This is a genomic window from Rhizobium leguminosarum, assembly GCF_010668065.1.
Lineage (GTDB): Bacteria > Pseudomonadota > Alphaproteobacteria > Rhizobiales > Rhizobiaceae > Rhizobium > Rhizobium leguminosarum_S.
Window position 1 is genome coordinate 86,510 of sequence record NZ_WUEN01000004.1, and the last position, 21,996, is coordinate 108,505.

The 21,996-nt window shown below is 60.6% G+C and carries 24 protein-coding genes; 16 read left to right on the top strand and 8 right to left on the bottom strand.

All coding sequences use genetic code 11. The annotated features are described in order from the left end of the window. The first annotated feature begins 28 nt into the window (after positions 1-28). The 8 genes from deoC (at position 29) to GR198_RS12495 (ending at position 9,714) form a co-directional block, all read left to right on the top strand. On the top strand, positions 29-1,057 hold the full coding sequence (deoC, locus tag GR198_RS12460; RefSeq protein ID WP_029870770.1) for a deoxyribose-phosphate aldolase: 1,029 nt from the start codon (positions 29-31) through the stop codon (positions 1,055-1,057). A 5-nt stretch (positions 1,058-1,062) separates the two neighbouring features. Continuing rightward, positions 1,063-3,450, top strand: a complete 2,388-nt coding sequence (locus GR198_RS12465) for an aldehyde dehydrogenase family protein (protein ID WP_029870769.1) — start codon at positions 1,063-1,065, stop codon at positions 3,448-3,450. Between the two features lie 159 nt (positions 3,451-3,609). Further along, the gene (locus GR198_RS12470; protein WP_020050260.1) at positions 3,610-4,065 is read left to right on the top strand and encodes an RbsD/FucU family protein; all 456 of its coding nucleotides are present in this window, start codon (positions 3,610-3,612) and stop codon (positions 4,063-4,065) included. 11 nt (positions 4,066-4,076) lie between these two features. Then, entirely contained in the window at positions 4,077-5,009 is a 933-nt protein-coding gene (gene rbsK / locus GR198_RS12475) for a ribokinase (RefSeq protein WP_029870768.1), read from the top strand. Then, entirely contained in the window at positions 5,006-5,881 is an 876-nt protein-coding gene (locus GR198_RS12480) for a carbohydrate ABC transporter permease (RefSeq protein WP_017988548.1), read from the top strand. Before rbsK ends, GR198_RS12480 begins: the two co-directional genes overlap by 4 nt. Further along, positions 5,878-6,906 (top strand): carbohydrate ABC transporter permease, encoded by a 1,029-nt coding sequence (locus GR198_RS12485; RefSeq protein WP_164069080.1) that lies wholly within the window; start codon positions 5,878-5,880, stop codon positions 6,904-6,906. Before GR198_RS12480 ends, GR198_RS12485 begins: the two co-directional genes overlap by 4 nt. Positions 6,907-6,950: 44 nt before the next feature. Continuing rightward, complete coding sequence (locus GR198_RS12490) at positions 6,951-8,405, top strand: extracellular solute-binding protein (RefSeq protein ID WP_029870764.1); 1,455 nt, start codon at positions 6,951-6,953, stop codon at positions 8,403-8,405. A 220-nt stretch (positions 8,406-8,625) separates the two neighbouring features. After that, a complete protein-coding gene (locus GR198_RS12495) occupies positions 8,626-9,714 on the top strand; it encodes an ABC transporter ATP-binding protein (protein WP_029870763.1) in 1,089 nt (362 codons plus the stop codon). A gap of 189 nt (positions 9,715-9,903) precedes the next feature. Here the strand turns inward: GR198_RS12495 and GR198_RS12500 are convergent, their stop codons facing one another. Further along, positions 9,904-12,093, bottom strand: coding sequence for an OmpA family protein (locus GR198_RS12500; RefSeq protein ID WP_029870762.1), 2,190 nt, complete (start codon positions 12,091-12,093; stop codon positions 9,904-9,906). A gap of 329 nt (positions 12,094-12,422) precedes the next feature. Here GR198_RS12500 and GR198_RS12505 point away from each other — a divergent pair, with 329 nt between their 5' ends. From GR198_RS12505 to GR198_RS12520, 4 genes are all read left to right on the top strand, one after another. Then, a complete protein-coding gene (locus GR198_RS12505; RefSeq protein WP_011652285.1) occupies positions 12,423-13,196 on the top strand; it encodes a transporter substrate-binding domain-containing protein in 774 nt (257 codons plus the stop codon). A 113-nt stretch (positions 13,197-13,309) separates the two neighbouring features. Beyond that, a complete protein-coding gene (locus tag GR198_RS12510) occupies positions 13,310-14,116 on the top strand; it encodes an ABC transporter permease (RefSeq protein WP_003540341.1) in 807 nt (268 codons plus the stop codon). Continuing rightward, positions 14,113-14,943 (top strand): ABC transporter permease, encoded by an 831-nt coding sequence (locus tag GR198_RS12515; RefSeq protein WP_017994318.1) that lies wholly within the window; start codon positions 14,113-14,115, stop codon positions 14,941-14,943. The genes GR198_RS12510 and GR198_RS12515 overlap by 4 nt, the downstream gene beginning before the upstream one ends. Positions 14,944-15,165: 222 nt before the next feature. Next, positions 15,166-15,432: an usg protein gene (locus GR198_RS12520; protein WP_003540344.1), complete on the top strand. Its 267-nt coding sequence runs from the start codon at positions 15,166-15,168 to the stop codon at positions 15,430-15,432. A gap of 60 nt (positions 15,433-15,492) precedes the next feature. Here the strand turns inward: GR198_RS12520 and GR198_RS12525 are convergent, their stop codons facing one another. After that, entirely contained in the window at positions 15,493-16,218 is a 726-nt protein-coding gene (locus tag GR198_RS12525; RefSeq protein WP_029870761.1) for a DUF2270 domain-containing protein, read from the bottom strand. A gap of 114 nt (positions 16,219-16,332) precedes the next feature. Between GR198_RS12525 and GR198_RS12530 the strand changes: the two genes are divergently transcribed. The 4 genes from GR198_RS12530 to GR198_RS12545 all read left to right on the top strand — a co-directional run bounded on the left by GR198_RS12530 (position 16,333) and on the right by GR198_RS12545 (position 18,776). Continuing rightward, complete coding sequence (locus tag GR198_RS12530) at positions 16,333-17,151, top strand: class I SAM-dependent DNA methyltransferase (protein ID WP_164069081.1); 819 nt, start codon at positions 16,333-16,335, stop codon at positions 17,149-17,151. Positions 17,152-17,278: 127 nt separating this feature from the next. Then, positions 17,279-17,965, top strand: a complete 687-nt coding sequence (locus tag GR198_RS12535) for a glutathione S-transferase family protein (protein WP_029870759.1) — start codon at positions 17,279-17,281, stop codon at positions 17,963-17,965. Next, on the top strand, positions 17,962-18,303 hold the full coding sequence (locus GR198_RS12540) for an ArsR/SmtB family transcription factor (RefSeq protein ID WP_029870758.1): 342 nt from the start codon (positions 17,962-17,964) through the stop codon (positions 18,301-18,303). The genes GR198_RS12535 and GR198_RS12540 overlap by 4 nt, the downstream gene beginning before the upstream one ends. Beyond that, a complete protein-coding gene (locus tag GR198_RS12545) occupies positions 18,300-18,776 on the top strand; it encodes an SRPBCC family protein (protein ID WP_029870757.1) in 477 nt (158 codons plus the stop codon). The genes GR198_RS12540 and GR198_RS12545 overlap by 4 nt, the downstream gene beginning before the upstream one ends. Positions 18,777-18,854: 78 nt before the next feature. On the opposite strand, the gene GR198_RS12550 is transcribed toward GR198_RS12545, so the two are convergent. The 6 genes from GR198_RS12550 to GR198_RS12575 all read right to left on the bottom strand — a co-directional run bounded on the left by GR198_RS12550 (position 18,855) and on the right by GR198_RS12575 (position 21,986). Next, positions 18,855-19,322, bottom strand: a complete 468-nt coding sequence (locus tag GR198_RS12550) for a DUF1801 domain-containing protein (protein ID WP_029870755.1) — start codon at positions 19,320-19,322, stop codon at positions 18,855-18,857. Between the two features lie 100 nt (positions 19,323-19,422). After that, positions 19,423-19,893, bottom strand: coding sequence for a DUF1801 domain-containing protein (locus GR198_RS12555; protein ID WP_029870754.1), 471 nt, complete (start codon positions 19,891-19,893; stop codon positions 19,423-19,425). An 11-nt stretch (positions 19,894-19,904) separates the two neighbouring features. Further along, a complete protein-coding gene (locus tag GR198_RS12560; protein ID WP_003540360.1) occupies positions 19,905-20,126 on the bottom strand; it encodes a hypothetical protein in 222 nt (73 codons plus the stop codon). A gap of 57 nt (positions 20,127-20,183) precedes the next feature. Next, positions 20,184-20,594: an SRPBCC family protein gene (locus tag GR198_RS12565; protein WP_164069082.1), complete on the bottom strand. Its 411-nt coding sequence runs from the start codon at positions 20,592-20,594 to the stop codon at positions 20,184-20,186. Next, positions 20,591-20,914: an ArsR/SmtB family transcription factor gene (locus GR198_RS12570; protein ID WP_003540367.1), complete on the bottom strand. Its 324-nt coding sequence runs from the start codon at positions 20,912-20,914 to the stop codon at positions 20,591-20,593. The genes GR198_RS12565 and GR198_RS12570 overlap by 4 nt, the downstream gene beginning before the upstream one ends. Positions 20,915-21,158: 244 nt before the next feature. Next, on the bottom strand, positions 21,159-21,986 hold the full coding sequence (locus GR198_RS12575) for an ATP-binding cassette domain-containing protein (RefSeq protein WP_017994328.1): 828 nt from the start codon (positions 21,984-21,986) through the stop codon (positions 21,159-21,161). Positions 21,987-21,996: the final 10 nt, after the last annotated feature.

The window sequence follows — 21,996 nt, forward strand, 5'->3', positions numbered from 1 at the left end:
CTTCACGTTCGGATCGGGAGGATTCTAGTTGGAAACCGTTGCTGTTCACAATGCGGCAAACGCGGCGCATGATCGAGGCCCTTCGCGATTGCCGGACGGCACCCATAACCGGCCGCGCAATACCGGTATGGAACTCGATCTGTCGTGGGTGCTTGATACCCGGGTCAACCTGTCTGCCACCGAGCGCCGCGTAGCCTCGCTTCCCGGACGCCGCACCGTCAAAAAGGACGCACAGGCTGCTTGGCTCCTGAAGGCGGTGACCTGCATCGACCTGACAACGTTGAACGGCGACGATACCCCCGAACGCGTCAAGCGGTTGTGCGCGAAGGCGATGAATCCGATAAGTGCCGACATTCTGGATTCCCTTGGCATGAGCGGCCGTTCGATCACCACCGGCGCCATCTGCGTCTACCATCGTTTTGTTGCAACGGCCGTCGACGCGCTCGGAGATTCCGGCATTCCGGTCGCCGCGGTTTCGACCGGTTTCCCTGCCGGCCTCAGCCCGCACCACCTCAAGGTCAAGGAAATCGAGGCGTCAGTTGCCGATGGCGCGAAGGAAATCGACATCGTCATCACCCGCGAGCATGTGCTGACCGGCAACTGGACAGCACTCTACGAGGAAATGAAAGAATATCGCGCCGCCTGCGGTGATGCGCATGTCAAAGCCATTCTGGCGACTGGCGACCTGAAGACGCTCCGCAATGTCACCAGGGCCTCGCTGGTCTGCATGATGGCGGGAGCCGATTTCATCAAGACCTCGACCGGCAAGGAAGGCGTCAATGCGACACTGGCCGTGACATTGACCATGCTGCGGGCGATCCGCGCCTATCAGGAGCGCACCGGTATCAAGATCGGCTACAAGCCGGCCGGAGGCATTTCCGCGGCGAAGGACGTGTTGAACTACCAGTTCCTGATGAAGGACGAACTGGGGCGCGAGTGGCTGGAGTCCGATCTCTTCCGCATCGGTGCATCAAGCTTGCTTGCGGATATCGAGCGGCAGCTGGAGCATCACGTCACCGGTGCCTATTCGGCCCTCAACAGACACCCGATTGGATGATCCAGATGACTGTTGCAAAGTATTTCGACGAAATGTCCTACGGCCCCGCCCCTGAATCTGATATCGAAGCTCGCGACTGGCTGGCGCGCCACACTTCCGGCTTCGGTCACTTCATCAATGGCGCATTCGTGCCCTCCGCGTCGGGAAAGAACTTCGACACGTTCGAGCCAGCCACCGGCAAGGTCCTGGCGAAGCTCGCGAACGGCGGCGCGGCGGATGTGAACAACGCAGTTGCGGCGGCCCGCAAGGCACAGGCGTCATGGGCGCGACTGCCGGGCCATGCGCGGGCGCGCCATCTCTATGCACTTGCCCGGATGATCCAGCGCCATGCGCGTCTGATTGCTGTGGTCGAGGCAATCGACAATGGCAAGCCGATCCGCGAAACCCGCGATCTCGACGTGCCCCTGGCAGCCCGTCATTTCTATCATCACGCCGGATGGGCGCAAATCCAGGACACGGAATTTGCCGATCATGTGCCGGTGGGCGTCGTCGGCCAGATCATCCCGTGGAATTTCCCGTTCCTGATGCTGGCCTGGAAAGTGGCGCCGGCTTTGGCGCTCGGCAACGCCGTCATCCTGAAGCCTGCCGAATTCACGTCGCTGACGGCGCTTCTCTTTGCCGAACTCGCATCCGCGGCGGGCCTTCCGCCGGGCGTCCTCAATATCGTGACGGGAGAAGGCGAAACAGGCGCGCTGCTCGTCGGGCATGAGGATATCGACAAAATTGCCTTTACCGGATCGACCGAAGTCGGGCGCGTTATTCGCGAGCGGACCGCGGGTAGCGGTAAATCGCTGACGCTGGAACTCGGCGGCAAGTCCCCTTTCGTCGTCTTTGACGACGCCGATATTGACGGCGCCGTGGAAGGCGTGGTCGACGCGATCTGGTTCAACCAGGGACAGGTCTGCTGCGCCGGTTCGCGGCTTCTGGTCCAGGAAGGCATTGCCGATCTTTTCCACGAGCGGCTGAAGCGCCGGATGGAGACATTGCGGGTCGGTCAGCCCTTGGACAAGTGCATCGATATGGGTGCAATCATAGCGCCCGTGCAATTGACGCGTATTGAAGCGCTGGTGAAAAAGGGAGTTTCAGAAGGCGCGACACTGCATCAGGCCAAGATCGACCTGCCGAAGGGCGGCAGCTTCTACCCGCCGACGCTTCTGAGCGGCGTGCAGCCGACATCGATCGTCGCGACCGAGGAAATCTTCGGCCCGGTTGCGGTCTCCATGACTTTCCGGACACCGGAAGAGGCTATCCAGCTTGCCAATCACACCCGCTACGGCCTCGCCGCCAGCGTTTGGAGCGAGACGATCGGCTTGGCGCTGAACGTTGCGGCAAAGCTTGCAGCCGGCGTGGTCTGGGTGAATGCCACCAATCTTTTCGATGCCGCCGTCGGTTTTGGCGGCAAGCGCGAATCCGGATTCGGCCGCGAAGGCGGACGCGAAGGTTGCTACGAATATCTGAAGCCGAAGGCTTGGGTCGGTCGCAAGGCGCGCGCAGCAATGCCCGCACTTTCGCAAGTAAAGCCGGTTGCCGGCGATTTTGCCCTGCCAAGCATCGACCGGACGGCAAAGCTCTTCATCGGCGGCAAGCAGGCGCGCCCGGACGGCAATTATTCCCGTGTCATCGCCTCGCCCAAGGGCAAGGCGATCGGGGAGGTCGGCGAAGGCAACCGCAAGGACATCCGCAATGCGGTGGTTGCCGCACAGGCCGCCTCCGCCTGGTCGAATGCGACCACTCATAACCGCGCCCAGATTCTCTATTACATCGCCGAAAACCTCAGTGGCCGCGCCGACGAGTTCGCCTCGCGGATAACAGCGATGACCGGAGCTTCCGCAGCCAATGCAAATGCCGAGGTCGACGCCGCGATTTCCCGTCTCTTCACCTACGCAGCCTGGGCGGACAAATACGAGGGCGGCATTCACCAGCCACCGCTTCGAGGCGTTGCCCTGGCCATGCCGGAAGCCATCGGCGTCGTTGGCGTCATTTGCCCGCCGGAAGCGCCGCTGCTCGGCTTTATCAGTCTGGTTGCGCCGTTGATTGCCACCGGCAATCGTGTCGTCGTGGTGCCGAGTGAGCCCTTCCCGCTTTCGGCCACGGATTTCTATTCCGTTCTGGAAACGTCGGATGTGCCTGCCGGTGTCGTCAATATCGTCACCGGGTCGGCGATCGAACTGGCAAAGATCCTTGCCGCGCACAATGACGTTGATGCGTTGTGGGCCTTTGGCTCTGCGGAACTTTCGACGACGGTGGAGAAGCTGTCTTCGGGTAATCTCAAGCGAACCTTCGTGGACAATGGCAAGGCGACGGACTGGACGGACAGAGCCGCTGGCGAAGGCGCGCTATACCTTCGCCGCGCTGTGGATGTGAAGAATATCTGGATCCCCTACGGAGAATAAGGGCTCCAACTCTGGTCATCCGGGCGGGAGGAGAACCGCACCGGCAGCCGAGAACGACGAAATTTGAGGGAATCGCAGAGCTGTAACGGAACTGCGGTTATCAGGCTCTGTTTTGCGGCACGAGGTGCTGCGAAATGGTGCAACTAAGGGAGGATTTCCATGCTGAAGAATATCGATCCGGCTCTGAATGCGGATGTGCTGCACGCGCTCCGGTCCATGGGGCATGGCGACACAGTCGTCGTTTCCGACACCAATTTTCCTTCGGATTCCATTGCCCGGCAAACGGTGCTCGGCAAGCTGCTGCGGATAGACAATGTGTCTGCTGCCCGCGCCATCAAAGCTATTCTTTCGGTGATGCCGCTGGATACGCCGCTGCAGCCGTCCGCCGGGCGAATGGAAATCATGGGCGCGCCGGACGAGATCCCTCCAGTGCAGCAGGAAGTCCAGGCCGTTATCGACGGCGCCGAGGGCAAGCCGGCGCCGATGTATGGCATCGAGCGTTTCGCCTTCTATGAGGAGGCCAAAAAGGCCTATTGCGTCATCACCACGGGCGAAAACCGCTTCTACGGCTGCTTCCTGTTCACCAAAGGCGTGATTCCGCCGGAAACCGTTTGAGGGGAAACGAAATGAAGGTGGGTGTTTCGATCCTCGGGATTTTCGTCGCCGACACGGCCTATCTGGCCAAGCGCATGCCAAACGTTGGCGAGACCATCACCGGGACCGGTTTTGCAGTAGGCCCGGGCGGCAAGGGATCCAACCAGGCTGTCGCTGCTGCCCGCGCCGGTGGAACAGTCTCCTTCATCTCGAAGATCGGCCGCGACACGTTCGGCGATATGGCGCTGAAGACCTATGCGGAAGCAGGCGTGACGCCGAAGGTTGTGCAGATGGACGATATGCCGACCGGCGCCGCCTTCATCTACGTCAATGACGGTAACGGCGACAATGCGATCATCGTTTATCCAGGTGCCGCAGGCACCATCGGCATTGCTGATGTTGAGGCGGCACGCGAAACCATCGAGCAATCGGCTGTCTTCGTGACCCAACTCGAACAACCGGCCGAAGCGGCGCAGCGCGCCCTCGAAATCGCCCATGCGGCCGGCGTTACCACTGTTTTCAATCCAGCGCCGGCCGAGCCGTTTCCGGACACGATCTACCCGCTCTGCGACTATATCGTGCCAAACGAAACCGAGGCAGCGGCCATCGTCGGTTTTCCGCTCGACACGCTCGACGACGCCAGACGGGCTGGCGACGCCTTACTTGCCAAGGGCGTGAAAGCCGCGCTGATCACACTGGGTGGTCGCGGTGTGCTCTATCATACGGCCGGGCAATCGGTTCATGTTCCGGCGGTCTCGTCGGGAGCAGTCATCGATACCACCGGCGCCGGCGACGCATTTGTCGGTGGCTTCTCGGCAGCGCTCTCGCGGGGCGCTAGTCCGGTCGAGGCCGTGCGTTTCGGCTGCGCGACCGCCGGTATTGCGGTGACGCGGCGGGGTACCGCGCCTGCAATGCCGAAGATCGAGGAAATCGAGGCGCTTCTCCAGAAAGGAGGCGCAGCATGACCCGCAACGATCCGATCAAACACTTCTTCATCTGGCCGGCGCTGCTGATCGTGCTGGTGATCTCGATCTTCCCGCTGATCTATTCGCTGACCACCAGCTTCATGAGCCTGCGGCTCGTGCCGCCGATCCCCGCGCGTTTCGTCGGCTTCGGCAACTATACGGAACTGCTTCAGAATCCGCGCTTCTGGAATGTCGCCTGGACGACGACGATCATCGCTTTTATCGCGGTGACGCTGCAGTATGTCATCGGTTTTTCCGTGGCGCTGGCGCTCAACCGTCGGGTGCCCGGCGAAGGTTTGTTCCGGGTCAGCTTCCTGGTGCCAATGCTGGTAGCGCCCGTTGCCGTTGCACTCATTGCCCGCCAGATCCTCAATCCCACGATGGGCCCGCTCAATGAGCTGATGACCGTCTTCGGCTTTCCCAACCTGCCGTTTCTGACGCAGACCAGATGGGCTATCGGCGCCATCATTTCCGTCGAAGTGTGGCAGTGGACACCCTTCGTCATCCTTATGCTTCTTGCCGGGTTGCAAACCCTGCCGGAGGACGTCTACGAGGCTGCCGCGCTTGAAAATGCCAGCCCCTGGCAGCAGTTCTGGGGGATCACTTTCCCGATGATGCTGCCGATTTCGGTGGCTGTGGTCTTCATCCGCCTCATCGAGAGCTACAAGATCATCGACACGGTGTTCGTCATGACAGGCGGAGGGCCTGGCATTTCGACTGAAACGCTCACCCTGTTCGCGTATCAGGAGGGCTTCAAGAAGTTCAACCTCGGCTACACCTCCGCCCTGTCCTTCCTGTTCCTGATCGTCATTACCGTGATCGGGCTCGTCTATCTCGCCATCCTGAAGCCCTATCTGGAGAAGCACAAATGAGCGTGCGTGACCTCAAAGGATCCGGCCGCTGGTGGGCGCTCGCAGGCTGCCTACTGTGGCTCGCCTTCACCTTCTTTCCGCTTTACTGGGTGGCGATCACCTCGTTCAAGTCGCCGCTCGGCGTCGTCGGCGGACCGACCTATATTCCGTTCGTCGATTTCGACCCGACGCTGACAGCCTGGAGCGAGCTTCTGTCGGGCGCGCGCGGCCAGTTCTACAACACCTTCATCGCCTCGACGATCATCGGGCTATCCGCATCGGTGCTGGCCACCTTCATCGGTTCGATGGCAGCCTATGCGCTGGTGCGCTTCACCTTCGAGGTGAAGCTGCTATCCGGGGTGATTTTCGTCGTTGTTGCCTTCGGCGGATATATTCTTGGCCGTCATGTTCTGGGCTACGGGCAGGCTATTTCGCTGATCTACGCCTTTGTCGCCGCGCTTGGGCTCGCCATCGGCTCCAGCCGTATCAAGCTTCCAGGGCCGCTCCTGGGCAATGATGATATCGTCTTCTGGTTCGTCAGCCAGCGCATGTTTCCGCCGATCGTCGCCGCCTTTGCCCTGTTCCTGATGTATACGGAAATGGGCAAGTTGGGGTTCAAGCTGGTGGACACCTATACAGGCCTCACCTTCGCCTATGTCGCCTTCTCGCTGCCGATCGTGATCTGGCTGATGCGCGATTTCTTTGCGGCACTGCCGGTGGAAGTCGAAGAGGCGGCGATGGTCGACAATGTGCCGTCGTGGAGAATTTTCTTCGGTATCGTCCTGCCCATGTCCAAGCCGGGCCTGATCGCGACATTCATGATCACGCTCGCCTTCGTCTGGAACGAGTTCCTGTTCGCACTCTTCCTGACCAGTTCCAAATGGCAGACCCTTCCCATTCTCGTTGCCGGGCAAAACAGCCAGCGCGGCGACGAGTGGTGGTCGATATCGGCAGCCGCCCTGGTCGCGATCATACCCATGGTCGTCATGGCGGGCATTTTGAGCAGGCTGATGCGGTCTGGCCTGCTTTTAGGAGCAATAAAGTGACCGTTCGACAAGCCTAGTCATTGTTCAATTCCGGGGAGGAAAACATGAGAAGATTGCTATTGAGTTCAACGGCGGCGGTACTGCTTGCTGCAGCGGGCACCGCACCGGCGCTCGCGTGCGAACCGGACTACACCGGTGTCACGCTCACTGCCACGACGCAGACGGGGCCTTACATCGCATCTGCGCTGCAACTGGCGGCCAAGGGCTGGGAGGAAAAGACCTGCGGCAAGGTGAATGTGGTGGAATTTCCGTGGTCGGAACTCTATCCGAAAATCGTAACCTCGCTGACCTCGGGCGAAGACACGTTCGACGTGGTTGCCTTTGCGCCGGCCTGGGCACCGGACTTCACCGACTTTCTCTCGGAAATGCCGAAGAACATGCAATCAGGTGCCGACTGGGAGGACATCGCGCCGGTTTACCGCGAGCAACTGATGGTCTGGAACGGCAAGGTCCTGTCGCAGACCATGGACGGTGATGCCCATACCTATACCTACCGCATTGATCTGTTTGAAAACGCGGAAAACCAGAGCGCCTTCAAGGCGAAGTATGGCTACGATCTGGCCCCGCCGAAGACATGGAAGCAGTATCTCGACATCGCTGAATTCTTCCAGCAGCCGGACAAGGGCCTTTGGGGCACGGCGGAAGCCTTCCGCCGTGGTGGCCAGCAATTCTGGTTCCTGTTCAGTCACGTGGCAGGATACACCAGCCATCCCGACAATCCCGGCGGTATGTTCTTCGATCCTGACACGATGGAAGCGCAGGTCAACAATCCGGGCTGGGTGCGCGGCCTGGAAGAATATATCCGCGCCTCCAAACTGGCGCCGCCAAATGCGCTGAACTTCTCGTTCGGCGAAGTGAACGCGGCCTTTGCCGGTGGCCAGGTCGCGGAATCGATCGGCTGGGGCGATACCGGCGTCATCGCCGCCGACCCGAAGCAGTCGAAGGTTGCTGGTAGCGTCGGCTCGGCATCCCTGCCGGGATCCGACGAGATCTGGAACTACAAGACCAAAAAGTGGGACAAGCAGCCCGAGGTCGTCCAGACTTCCTTCATGGCCTTCGGCGGTTGGCAGGCGGCTGTTCCGTCGTCCTCCAAGAACCAGGAGGCCGCTTGGAACTATATCCAGTTCCTGACGAGCCCGGCGGTTTCCGGCCAGGCGGCCATCACCGGCGGCACAGGCGTCAATCCTTACCGTCTTTCGCACACGACAAATACGGCGTTGTGGTCGAAGATCTTTTCCGAGCGTGAGGCCAAGGAATATCTTGGAAGCCAGAAGGACGCGGTGACCGCCAAGAACACGGCGCTCGACATGCGCCTGCCGGGCTATTTCTCCTATACGGAAATTCTCGAAATCGAGCTTTCCAAGGCATTGGCTGGAGAAGTGACGCCGCAGCAGGCGCTGGATACCGTGGCTGCCGGATGGAACAAGCTGACGGACGAGTTCGGCCGCGACAAGCAGCTGGCAGCCTATCGTTCGTCGATGGGTCTGCCTGCAAAGTAAACCCATCCTCAACATCCCATCCCGGCGGTGCCGGGATGGGATCAGACATCGTTGGAAGAAGAAGCAAACCATCGCCGCTTAGAGTGCCGTGCGTCCTTTCGGAGGCACAAAGGACGCTCTAACACTTTGAATCTACGCATCGTGCTTTCCGAAAATCGATTCCGATTTTCGGGCCTATGCGCTGGGCCAGGCGCTGGAATTCTCATGAAAAGGTTACAGCATGTCCCAGGTGCGTTTGGATCAGGTCACCAAATCCTTTGGTAGCGTTGAGGTCATTCCTCCGCTCGATTTGGCAATTGCCGACAAGGAATTCGTGGTTCTTGTCGGGCCTTCCGGCTGCGGGAAGACAACCACCCTGCGGATGATCGCGGGGCTGGAACAGACGACATCAGGGGAAATCCGTATCGGCGAGCGGGACGTTACTGCGCTGCGCCCGGGTCTGCGCAATTGCTCGATGGTGTTTCAGAATTACGCGCTCTATCCGCATATGACAGTTGCCGAAAACATCGGCTACGGCATGAAGGTGCGCGGAACGCCGAAGCAGGACATCGATGCCGCCGTTGCAAATGCGGCGCGCATTCTCAATCTCGGTGCCTATTTGAAACGCAAGCCGAACGCGCTCTCCGGTGGCCAACGCCAACGCGTGGCGATTGGTCGGGCGATTGTTCGCCAGCCGGATGTGTTCCTCTTCGATGAACCGTTGTCCAATCTCGACGCTAAATTGCGCATTGAAATGCGAACAGAAATCAAGCTGTTACACCGCAGGCTCAAAACCACGATCGTGTACGTTACACATGATCAGGTAGAGGCAATGACGATGGCAGATCGGGTCGTGGTTATGAATCAAGGGCGGATCGAACAGGCCGCTGATCCGATCACCCTTTATGAATCTCCCAAGAATCTCTTCGTTGCTGCCTTCATCGGCTCGCCAAGCATGAACTTCATCGAGGGGCAACTTGTGCAAAACGCCGGTGGAATTGCCTTCCAAGCCGAGGACGGGGTCGACATTCCGGTTCCCACACAAAGAGCCGAGCGGCTTTCGGCGGCAGTGGGACAGTCAGTGGTTCTCGGAATCCGACCGGAACATACTATGGTTGGGGATCCCAACGTTTCAACTGTGAGCCTTCATGTCGCCGATATCGAGCCCCTCGGTCCATACACACTGGCGATCGGCAAGGTCGGGTCAGCGGCCTTTACTGCCCAGATCCACGCGTCATCACGCGTTGGCCCGGATGACAGGATTAGTGTTCCAATTGATACCCAAAAAATGCACTTTTTCCTTAAAAGCACCGGAGACACGGTGGGCTAAAAAGCACCGGGAACTATACGGCAATCCACCAAGAGGACATCGCGATCTGCGCCGTATGAATTCAAAGATACGGGGCGTCGATAGGCGCTAAAGAAGGGAGTGAGCCGCACGTCTCAATCACCCTTCAAGCCACTTGGAAAGAAGAAGCAAGACCGAAATGCCCCTCCCCGGAAGGGAGGGGCAACATCATTACTTGTTGGCAGCGACCGGGCGGACCAGCGCCGTGACACGGCGGATGGTGACGCGGCGGTTTTCCTGCTCAGGGGCCGAGGTGTTGACCTTCAGGTAATTCTCACCATAGCCCTGCGTCGCCAAGTTCTCCGGCGCGATGCCGTAGACGTCGGAGAGCACGTTGGCAACCGATTCCGCCCGCTGGTCGGAGAGGATCAGGTTGCTCTGGTCTGAGCCGACAGCATCCGTATGACCCTCGATCAGGAAGGTTTCGCTCGGATCCTTCTCGAGCACCTGGCTGATAGCGTCGGCGACCTTGCGCAAGGTGCGCGCCTGGGTCATCGGGATATCGGCGCTGCCGGTCGCGAAGGTGATCGTGTCGAGGTCGATGCGGCGCACCTTGTCGCGGATACGAGCAGAATACTTCACCTCATCCAGCGAATAGACGCGTTCCACTGGCTCGACCGGCGGCTCGCTCAGGAACTCGTAATAGTCCCGGTTCGGGTCGCTGCGGGTATCGATGATGTAGTCGCTGAGCGGCACGCGCAGCCGCATCGGCGGCAGGTCGGCGCCCGGATCCTCGAAATAGTCGCGGTCCGGATCGTCATAGAGGTCCTGCGAATAATAGAGCACGTCCTCGCGTCCGCGGGCATCGACGCGCGACCGCTGGATGATGTCGCCATAGCGGTTGCGGATCGTCACGATGCGATAACCTTCCGGCCGCGTGATGGTCTCGCGGTAGCGGTCGCCGGAGAGCTCTTCGTAGCTCGGCCGTTCGCCGTCGCGCAGGAAGCGCCTGTCGTCGTCGCCGCGCACGATCGTCCGGTTGTCGTACTGGATGATCACACGGCTGTCGTCGCTCCCACGGTCGTCGAAGCGCGCGCCGTCAGGACGGACGAATCGCGGCCGCTCGTCGAGCTTCCTGCCCTTCTCGCGGGTCACCGCCTCGAGCTTGACCGGCGCCGGCGCTTTGGCGCCGCTCAAGGCCTGTGCATCGGCATCCGAGGTCGGCACCTTCACCTCCTGGCTGTCGGCGCGCTGCCTGTCTCGGTCGCGGCGGCCTTCCCGGCCCTTGCTGCGGTCGGCATCCTTGTCGCTGTCGAGCACGGCCGCACCGTTCTCCACCGGCAGCACGACGGTCTCGCTGCTCTTGGCCGGATCTGCGGCGATCTTCTTACGGCGCTCCAGCTCCTCGGGCGAAGCCTTTTCCGGCGCTGGAATAGCCTGCTCCACCTGCTGGCCGCCGCTGGCGTCCGGCAGCGGCTGGGCAGTGTCAGTCGCGGGCGCGGCCGGTTGCGCGCCGGCGGGCTGTTCACCGGCAGGCTTTGCCGCAGTGCCATCCTTGGGCTTTTCGGCGGGCACGGCTTCCGGTGCCGCCGCCTTGTCCTCGGTCGCCTTGCCTTCGGTTGCCTTGCCTTCGGTCGCCTTGTCTGTGGGTGCTTTGTCTGCTGGTGCTGCAGTCTCGCCCTTTGCCGGCTTTTTCTCGGCCGGCGCCTCGGCGGCGGGTTTTGCCTCAGGCGTGGCTTCGGGCTTGGCCGATTCCGCAGTCGGCGTCACGGCTTCGGGAGCGGCAGGCTGCGCTTCTTTCTCAGTCTTGCCCTTGCCTTTATCCCGGCCCTGGGCCTTGTCCTGTCCTTTATCCCGTTTGCCGCTGTCCGGCTTGGCTTCGGGCTGTGCCTGCTCGGCTTCCGGCTGAGCTTCCTTTGCTGCCGGCTGCTGTTCGGGCTCGGCCTGCTGTGCCTCAGTCTTCTTGGGCTTTTTCGGCTTTTCCTGGGTTACCGGCTGCTCGGCCTCGGGCTTTGCCTCGGGCTGGGCTTCCGACTTGGCTTTCCGCTCGGGCTTGCTTTCCGGCTGCGGAGCAGGCTCCTCTTTCGGCGCTGCTTCGGCCTTGGGCGGTTCCGGCTCTGCCTTGGGTTCGGGCGCCGGAGCTTCCTTGCGCTCAGCCTTCGGCTTTTCCGCGGGCGCTTCCTGCTGCGCCGGCTTTTCGGCCGGGGCTTCTTCCTGCTGCTTGCGCTTCTTCTTCAGCAGTTCCTCCTCGGAAGGTGCATCCTGCGCCACCTCGAAGCTGCCTTGCTCGGCCTGCCGCACGGCCGAGGCCTGCGTCGCGACGTCGCGCACGGCCGCCATCGCCGTTGCCGGCTGCAACGCCAGCGAAAAAGAAAGCAACGGAAAAGCCGCGCTCGCGAACAATCTTGATTTCATGCCCATCGGGTTTCCTCGATCCTGTTTGAGCTTCTTGAGGCCGCTAGGCCCTGGTTCCGCCCCTAGCTTCGCATTGAGGCGAAACGGCGGAATGGCAATCGCCAGGCCGCCGATTTGTTCCGGTTCTAGGAAGTCGGGGATTAACCTCGCGTGAATGTTGCAGTCTGCCGGCGTTCATCTCGCCTGCTATTTGCACCGCACAATTGCGGTGGGATTTGTGTTGCAATTCCATGAAAAAAAGTCTGATTATCGCCGCAAGGCGGTCTCGGCACCGTTGAACTGCGGCCGTCAGCCAACAGAAAAAGGAGCGACGGCTACCAACAGAGAGGATCCTCATGCTTAATTCTACCCGTATTTTCGCGGCAGCCTCGATCGCGGCGATGTCCCTTTTTGCCGGCTCGGCCATGGCCGATGGCGAGAAATATGTGATCGGCACCGATTCGACCTATCCGCCCTTCGAATTCGTCGATGCCAGCGGCACGATCCAGGGCTTCGATATCGACATCACCAAGGCGCTCTGTGCTGAAATGAAGGCCGAATGCTCCTTCGTCAGCACCGACTGGGACGGCATCATCCCGGCGCTCAACGCCAAGAAGTTCGACATGATCGTCTCCTCCATGTCGATCACGCCGGAGCGTCTGAAGCTCGTCGATTTCTCGAACAAGTACTACAACACCCCGCCGGCCATTGCCGTGCCGAAGGATTCGACGATATCAGACGTCGCCGGCCTCAAGGGCAAGGTGATCGGCGCGCAGACCTCCACGACGCACGCCAACTATGCCGAGAAGCATCTCGCCGACACCGAGCTGAAGCTCTATCCAACCGCTGACGAATACAAGCTCGACGTTGCCAGCGGCCGTGTCGACGCCGTCATCGACGACGTCGTCGTTCTCTCCGAATGGGTCAAGTCCGACGCCGGCGCCTGCTGCAAGATCCTGACGACCCTGCCGGTCGACAAGGAAATCAACGGCAACGGCGCAGGCATTGCCATCCGCAAGGGCGACCCGTTGAAGGAAAAGCTGAACACGGCGATCGCTGCAATCCGCGCCAGCGGTGAATACAAGAAGATCCAGGACAAGTACTTCGACTTCGACGTTTACGGCGAATAAGAAATTCGTTATCTCGCCGATGAAGGTAATGGCGGAAGGCTTGCTCTTCCGCCATTTTTGTTTGACAAAGATAGCAAGATTAAAACGGCAAAAGCCGTGAGGGGAATTCTCGCATGGGCGGATTATTTTCCGCGCTGGGCTCCTTCTGGAGCTGGATTGTGCACATTTTCGATCCGCTGTGCGGGCCCGTTGGCATCTTCACTTGGTTAGGTCAGTCAACGATCCTTGCCTGTGGCGATACCGGCTGGGGCGACGAGATTGCGCTTGGCCTGCAGGTCACCGTTTCGGTGGCGATCGTTACCCTGCCGATCGGCCTCGCCATCGGCTTCCTGGTGGCGCTTGGCCAGCAGTCGGAGGAAAAGCCGCTGCGGCTGGCTGCCGGCATCTACACGACGATCTTCCGCGGCCTGCCGGAGCTTTTGACGCTCTTCATCATCTATTACGGCATGCAGATGCTGATCCAGTCTCTGCTGACCTTCGTCGGTTATGACGGGCCGCCGATCGAGATCAACGCCTTCCTCGCCGGCGTCATCGCGCTTTCGGTCGTCTTCTCCGCCTACTGTTCGGAAGTGCTGCTCTCGGCGTTCCACGCCATTCCCAAAGGACAATATGAGGCGGGCGACGCGCTTGGGCTGCATCGCGGCCGCACGCTGCGCCTGATCATCCTGCCGCAACTCGTGCGCATCGCGCTGCCGGGCCTGACGAACCTCTGGATGGTGCTCCTGAAGGACACCTCCTACGTCTCGATCATCAGCCTTGCCGATATCCTGCGCCAGACAAGTGTTGCCGTGCGCGTGACCAAGGAACCCTTCTTCTTTTATGGTGTGGCCTGCTGTCTCTATCTGGTGCTTGCCATCCTCTCCTCCTTTCTGCTCGTCTATGTCGAGCGTTGGGCAAAGCGTTCGGAGGTCCGTCGATGAGCTACGCCGAAACGCTGATCCCGCCGCAGCCAGCACCCCGCGAGGTGATAAAGCCGATGACGCCGGCGCGCATGGCCGGCTATATTCTCGTCGCCATCTGGGCTGTGCTCGCGGCCCTTCTTGTCATTTCCGTCATCAATGGCTGGGATCCGGAAAAATTCATTCGCTACGGGCCGCGTTACCTCCATGGTCTCTGGATAACGCTGAGCCTCGTTTTCATTTCCGTTATCTGCGGCGCCATCCTGTCGTTGCCGCTTGCCATGGCGCGCATGTCAAACAATCGCGTGCTGAATGCGCTGGCCTACGGCTACATCTATTTCTTCCGCGGCACGCCGCTGCTTGCCCAGCTGTTCCTGGTCTATTACGGCCTCGGCGTATTCCGGCCGCAGCTTGAGGCCGTCGGCATCTGGTGGTTCTTCCGCGAAGCCTGGTATTGCGGCCTTTTTGCCATGACCATCAATACCGCGGCCTACCAGGCGGAAATCCTGCGCGGCGCGATCGAAAGCGTGCCGCACGGCCAGCGCGAGGCGGCCGCGGCACTTGGCATCCATAACAGCATCGCCTTCCGCAAGATCATCATGCCGCAGGCCTTCATCGTCGCACTTCGCCCTTACGGCAACGAGATCATCCTGCTGATCAAGGGCTCGGCGGTCGTTGCCATCATCACCGTGCTCGACCTGATGGGCGAAACCCGCTACGCCTTCTCCCGCACATTCGACTACCAGACCTATCTCTGGGCGGCGATCTTCTACCTCACCATGGTTGAGGCCTTGCGCCATCTCTGGGCCTGGTTCGAGCGCCGCCTGACCCGGCACCTCAAGCGCTGATGCGCGACGCCCAAAACTGTGTCGCGGCTTTGGGATTAACGGCATTCATCAAACAAAAGCCAGTTTGGCAGCACTCTCAGGACGATGCTGCCAAACCATTGATATTAAAAATAAATTGTCCTTTTATGAAGTATCTGTAAAGCTTCCGTTAACCACTCGCATGTTTCCATATCATGTAGCGCTAATAAGCGCGCGAGTGGGAACAAGAAGAAGCGGAATACGATGCACAAGGACATGGAAAAACAACTGAAGGGCTATGGTCTGACGACCGCCCAGATCCTGTACCGCCTGCCGGACCACCCGGTGATCCTACAGACCTATGTCTGGCAGGATTACGACCTCGCCCCCGACTTTCCCGAAATGCGCGGCTTCCTGAAATTCTGGGAAGAGAAGCTGGACGGGCCACTGCATTCGGTGCGCTACATCCACCGCAAGCTGATCTCGGCAACCGAGTGGCGAGCACTGAAGGGCGAGTTCATCCTGCACTGATCGGCTCTGCAGCATGATGCCGAAAAGTGTGAACGGCTCGGGCGATATGTTCTGACCGCGTCAGACATGCGCCTCGCCATGGCCGAATTCGCCTTCGTCGCGATCCGGGCGCAGGGCGAAACCGAGGATGCCGAGATAGAAAGCGACGACGGCTGCGATGACCGCAAGGCCGGGAACCGGCCCGAGCACGGCATTGTCGATGACATAGGCCCATGACTGCGCCTGCAGCGCCGGCATGCCCTCCGTCTGCAGTTTTGGCGTCGAGATCTTCAGGCACCAGGCGAGCAACAGAATGAAATACATCCAGCCGTAATTGCGTTTGAGCCGGCGGTGCATCGCCTCTTGATAGCTGAGCAGGAAGCGCGGCCTGCGCAGGCTGCTGGCGACCACCACCGCCCATTCGCTGCCGGCATTGGCGTCAGGCGCCAGGATTTGCGCGAAATAGCAGCGCTCGATCTGGCGAATGCGGGCGCGATAGATATCGAAGAAGCGGTAGCGCCGCGCCTCGATCATCAGAAGCAGCGTCACCAGCATCATCCCGAACAGCAGCACCCCGTGATGCGAGGTCGGCGTCGACAGCGACACCGAGAGGAGTGCGGCGACCACGGTGATCGCCCAGTTGGACGTCCGGTCGATGCGGTCGCGCCAGCTCGTCATCCGCCCGAGTTCACCGCGGTAATAATGGCTGAGCGTGTTGGTGACCTCGTTTGGTGTCGTAGGTAGCAGGAATGCCCGGTCGGCCTCTCCTTCCCTCGCCGATGATGTCCTCTCTGGCTCCGTTTTCATGACCTTTCCTCCCTTGGTCTTCTTTTCGGCCATTCTGCGCCCGCAATCGCGCCATTGCAAAACATCGAAAGCCGCCTTAGACGCATGCCTGAAACAAAAGGACGATGGACTGCGATGGCAAAGAAGATCGACGAAGAAGCCCTTGGCGGGGCCTATAACCGCGCGCTGGCGCTGGAAAAGGCCGGCGATGTCGACGCCGCCGTTGCAGCCTATGAGGAAGTCCTGGCACTCGATCCCGACGATCACGGCGGTGCGGCCGTGCGCATTGCCGCGATGGGCCGCGGCGAAACGCCGGTCAAGGCGCCCGATGCCTATGTCGAGACCTTGTTCGACCAGCATGCCGAGGTTTTCGAGGATGTGCTCGTCGAGCAACTCGGCTATCACGTGCCGATGCTGGTGCGCCAGCGCCTGCAGGCGCTGAATCTCGGACCGTTCAAGCGGCTGCTCGATCTCGGCTGCGGCACGGGCCTCACCGGCGGCGCGCTGCGCGACCTCTGCGCCGACATGACCGGCATCGACATATCGGAGAAGATGGTCGAGATCGCCCATGAGAAGGATCTCTACGAGACGCTCTTCGTCGCTGAGGTCGAGGATTTCCTCGACGACAACGACGAGGAAGCCTTCGACATCATCGCCGCCACCGACGTGCTGCCCTATCTCGGCGCGCTCGAACCGCTGTTCTTCGGCGCCGCCGAGAACCTGACACCGGGCGGCCTGTTCATCTTCTCCTCGGAAACCCTGCCCGAGGAAATACTCGCCGGCCGCGCCTACATGGTCGGCCCGCACCAGCGTTTCGCTCATGCCGACGCCTATGTCAGAGAACGCCTGATGGCCACCGGTTTCGACCTCCTCGAGATATCGGATATCAACGTGCGCATGGAAAACGGCCAGCCGACACCAGGCCATCTGGTGATCGCACGGTATAATGGCTGACGCCAACACCTGGTAGATCGGCCGACGGATTACTTGCACGGTTGGCGAAGTATTTATTGCGTGATGCGTCACGACCTGATAGTTAGTCGATCGGTAAAGTTTACCGCAACGATAGAAAGGTCGCCGCATGTCGCTCGTGCTCTATGGGCATCCGCTCGCCTCTTTCTGCCACAAAGTGCTGATCGCGCTTTATGAAAACGGCACTCCCTTCGAAAATCGCATCGTCGATCTTTCCGACGAAAGCTCGCGCGCCGATCTCTTTCGCTTCTGGCCGATCGGCAAGATGCCGCTGCTGCGGGACGAGGCGCGTGACAGCACCATTCCCGAGACATCGATCATCATCGAATATCTCGAGCAATATTATCCCGGCCCCGTTCGCCTGCTGCCGCTGGAGATCGACCGAGCGCTGCAAGTTCGCCTCTGGGACCGCTTTTTCGACCACTATGTCCAGGCCCCGATGCAGACCATCGTCGCCAATCGCCGACGCCCCGAGGGCACGGCGGACGAAATCGAGGTAGCCGCCGCCAAGGCGACACTCGCGACCGCCTATGCTATGATCGAAAAGCAGCTCGCCGATAAGCAATGGATATCAGGCGACGGCTTCACCATGGCCGATTGCGCCGCCGCCCCCGCGCTTTTCTATGCCGAGACGCTGATCCCCTTCACTCCGGAACAACCGAACCTTCGCGCATATTACGATCGGCTGCTGGCGCGCCCGTCCTTTGCAAGGGCACTGGATGAGGCCAGCCCCTATTTCAAGTTCTATCCGTACAAAGAAAGACTGCCGGCTCGCTTCCGGGATGCGGCGGAATGATGGAGGGCCAGGCGGATCTAGACCGCATGTTCCATGCACTTTCCGATCGCAGCCGCCGCGGCATGATCGATCGTCTCGGCCGCGGCCCGGCCTCCGTCACCGAACTGGCCGCGCCGCTCGCGGTTGCCCTGCCGACTGTGATGAAACATCTGCAGGTGCTGGAGGAAAGCGGCCTCGTTTTCTCCGAAAAATCCGGCCGGGTGCGAACCTACCGCTTGCAGCAGGACGCGCTTGCCCTCGTCGAGCGCTGGGTGGAACAGCGGAAGATCCAATGGACGACCACTTTCGACAGGCTGGACCACTTTCTCGCCAATGAAACGGAGACCCTTCCCGAATGACGACACGATCCGCCGAACACGCCACTCTCGTCGTCGAACGCCATCTCAAGGCGCCGATTTCCCGCGCCTTCCGCGCCTGGTCAACACCGGAATCCAAACGGCAATGGTTCGCCTGCCATGGCGAGTGGGTGCCGCTGGACTACGGGCTCGATTTCCGCCCCGGCGGCACGGAAAGGAACTACGTCGCCGATACTGACGGCCTTCTGCACGCCTATGACGCCCATTACATCGATATCGTGCCCGATACCCGCATCATTTATGCCTATGAGATGAAGCTTGGCGAAAGCCGCATCTCCGCCTCGCTCACAACCGTTGCCTTCGAAGCCGCATCTGGCGGCACGAAAATGGTCTTCACCGAACAGGTGGTCTTCCTCGACGGCTACGCCGACAACGGCGCCCGCCTCCAGGGCACCGAGATCGGCCTCGACAATCTGGAACTCTTCCTCGAGCGCGAGGAAAGCCCGATCCACTGATCGCATGTCACGCAAAACCAAATCGCCTCGCATGAATCAAGTTTGACGCGACGCGTTTCAGGCGAATTAAGCCAAGCCTCAAGCGCTGCTTGGTTTCTTGCCCGAGCCGGCAGGACGAGCGGCGGCCCGCTTTGAAGTGTTGAGTACGACAGCACCGCGAATGAGCGCTTTCAACGCCTGCTCGTCAATCTCGTCGCCTTCGTGGAAATCGATGGCGCGCCTGGTATTGCCGTCAAGGCTGGAGTTGAAAAGGCCTGAAGGGTCCTCCAGCGAGGCGCCCTTGGCGAAGGTCAGTTTCACCACGCTCTTATAAGTCTCGCCGGTGCAGATGATCCCGGCGTGCTCCCACACCGGAACGCCTCTCCACTTCCATTCCTCGGCCACGTCGGGCTCGGCCTGCCTGATGAGAGTTCGGACCCGAGCGAGCATCTCGCCGCGCCAATCGCTCAACTCCTCGATTCTCGCATCGATCAAACGAGAAGGAGAGTCTCCGTCCCTCTCTTCGCTGGAGCCGCTCTTCTTCAGGGTTGCCGTGACTTTCTTCATCGATATCTCCGCTCCATCCCTTAAGTGCTGATAGCCTGGAGCGCCGTGCGTTCTTTCGGACGCACAAAGGCGCTCTGACTCTTTCAATCCTCGCGTCCGCTCACATTCGTTCGCCGGGCAATTGGCTGGCCTGTTCCACCCAGGCGGCGAGTTGAGCCTCGTCGAGTTGGTCTCCCTCATGAATGTGGAAGTAACGCACTTCCTTTTGTTTGGACTCGCCGGGCGGGATGGGGCTGAGCGACGTGCCGCGGAAGAAAGCAACCTTGATATATTTCGCGAAGCAATGCACACCGAGGAACCAGCCCTGCCCTTCGATGCCGTAGAGCGGCGAGTTCCATTTCACGGCCTTATATACCCCGGGCACCGTGCGGGTGATGAGCGCATCGAGGCGATGCCCGGCGTCGCTCTTCCAGCCGGGCATGGCGGCGATGTAGGCTTGCACGGGAGCGTCGCCGTAACCCTTGGCGATCTGAGGGTTGCCGCCCGAGAGAAGGACCGGCTCCGCGGTATCAGGCTTGGCGGCTGTCTTCTTCGTGACCTTTGCCGCGGTCTTGGATGTCTTCCCGGACATTGCCTTCACTCCTACCCTCCGCTGCGTCCCGCGCCACGCCACTTGGTGGCATATGGCAGCGCGAACAAGTAGAGACCGGTGAGCAGCAGCAAGGTCAGCGGCAGCAGCGCCATGAGGCCCACCCAGACCGACGATTTCTCCTGCACCATCGCGATGATATTAATTATGACGGCCAGCGTAAAGGCAATGGACAGCCAGCGGTGGATTTGCCGAAGCCAGTTATTCCAATTCAAGGGAACCTCCTGCGAAAACGAGCCGAAGCGGATGGCGTGATCCGTTTGGCCGCGACCTCACCCTATCCGCGTCAGCACCTGCTCCAGCTTTGCGAAGAACTGCTGCCAACCGCTTTTGGCGCCCCCGTAAGCCTGCCGCTGATCCGGCCGGAAGCCCGACTGCTCCATGCGCAACTGCGTGCCCGCACCCTTGGGTGTGAGAGTCCAGGTGACGACACTTTCGAGATCATAGGCAGCCCAGGTGTAAGACAGGGTTTTGTTCGGCTCGACTTCCAGGACCTGGCAGTCGACGGAGCCCCAATCCGCGCTCAGCTTGAAACGGTGATCCACCACCGGCACGAAGTCGTTCTTCATCAGCCAGTCCGCGATTAGATGCGGTTGCGTGAGCGCGCGCCAGATCTTTTCCGGCGGAAAAGGGATCTCTCGTTCGACGATGACGGAACGGGTTTCGTTTGAAATTTCGGTCATTGGTCCATCCTTTTCAATAGATCTTCCAGCTGGTCGAACCGGTTTTGCCAAAAGCCCGCCATCTCACTTGTCCAGTCGACCAGCGGCGCCAGCGCACCGAGCTGGGCGCTGTAATGCGTCTGGCGACCTTCGTGACGGTCGCGCACCAATCCGGCCTGCTTCAGGATTCCGAGATGTTTCGAGACGACCGGTTGCGAGACCCCGGCCCGAGCCGTCAGAGCCCCGACCGTCTTCTCTCCTTCGCGGCACAGCCGTTCGAAAAGAGCCCTCCGGGTCGGATCGGCAAGCGTTCTGAAGAGCACATCCTGGGTGTCCGACATCTACAATCCATACCCCGTTGGCTATGGATTAACGTATAGCCATGGAGGTATGAGTGAGTCAAGCTGGACGTAAAACAACTCAAGAAAATATTGCTGCATTTAGCACGCGTGGCAGCGCGGTTGGCAGAGGCGAGTGAATTTCACATACCCGAGCGGCTATACATTTTCGCCATTGGGCATGCATGCTCGCGCGGACACGCCTCGCCTATGCCGAGGTCATGTAGCGTCGCGAATAGCGCTGGGATCAATGGCCGCCGTCGGTGCCGAGAATCGCGGCAAGCAGCCGGCCTTCCAGCTCGGCGAGACCAGGATGGCCGTGGCGGCGCGGACGAGGATAGGGAATGGGAAGATCGAGTGCGATCCGCCCCTCATCGAGCACGATGACCCGATCGGCGAGATGCACCGCCTCGCTGACATCATGGGTGACGAGCACGGCGGTGAAGCCGAGTTCGCGCCAGACACGGTTGATGAGTTCCTGCATGCTGATCCGCGTCAGCGCATCGAGTGCGCCGAGCGGTTCGTCGAGCGCCAGCACGCCTGGCCGGCTGACCAGCGCCCGCGCCAGCGCCACGCGCTGCCGCTGCCCACCGGAAAGCCGCGCCGGCCATTCCCCGGTCTTTTCGCCAAGCTGGACTTCGGCAAGCACGGCTTCAGCCGCCTTGGCCGCAGCCCGGCTGTCGATGCCGTCTCCAAGCCCGACGACGACATTGTCAGCGACGCTGAGCCAGGGCAGCAGCCGCGGCTCCTGAAAGACAATGCGCGCATTCGGGCTCGCCTGCGCGCCGTCGGCATCTTCGAAATGCAGCTCGCCGGCGCTCGGTTCGTCGAGGCCCATCAGGATGCGCAGCAGCGTGCTCTTGCCGCAGCCGCTCTTGCCGATCACGGCGACGAATTGGCCGGCCGGAATATGCAGGTTGATGCCGCGCAGCACACGGTTGCCCCCAAAACTCTTTTCAAGTCCGGTCAAGCTGATCGCCGCGGGCGCACTGCGGCTCACTGCCGGCGCGTTTTCGCGCGTATAGGCTGGCTCTTTGGCGACGGCGTGAAAACGCTCATGTGCGATCGATGTCATGGCGTTTCTC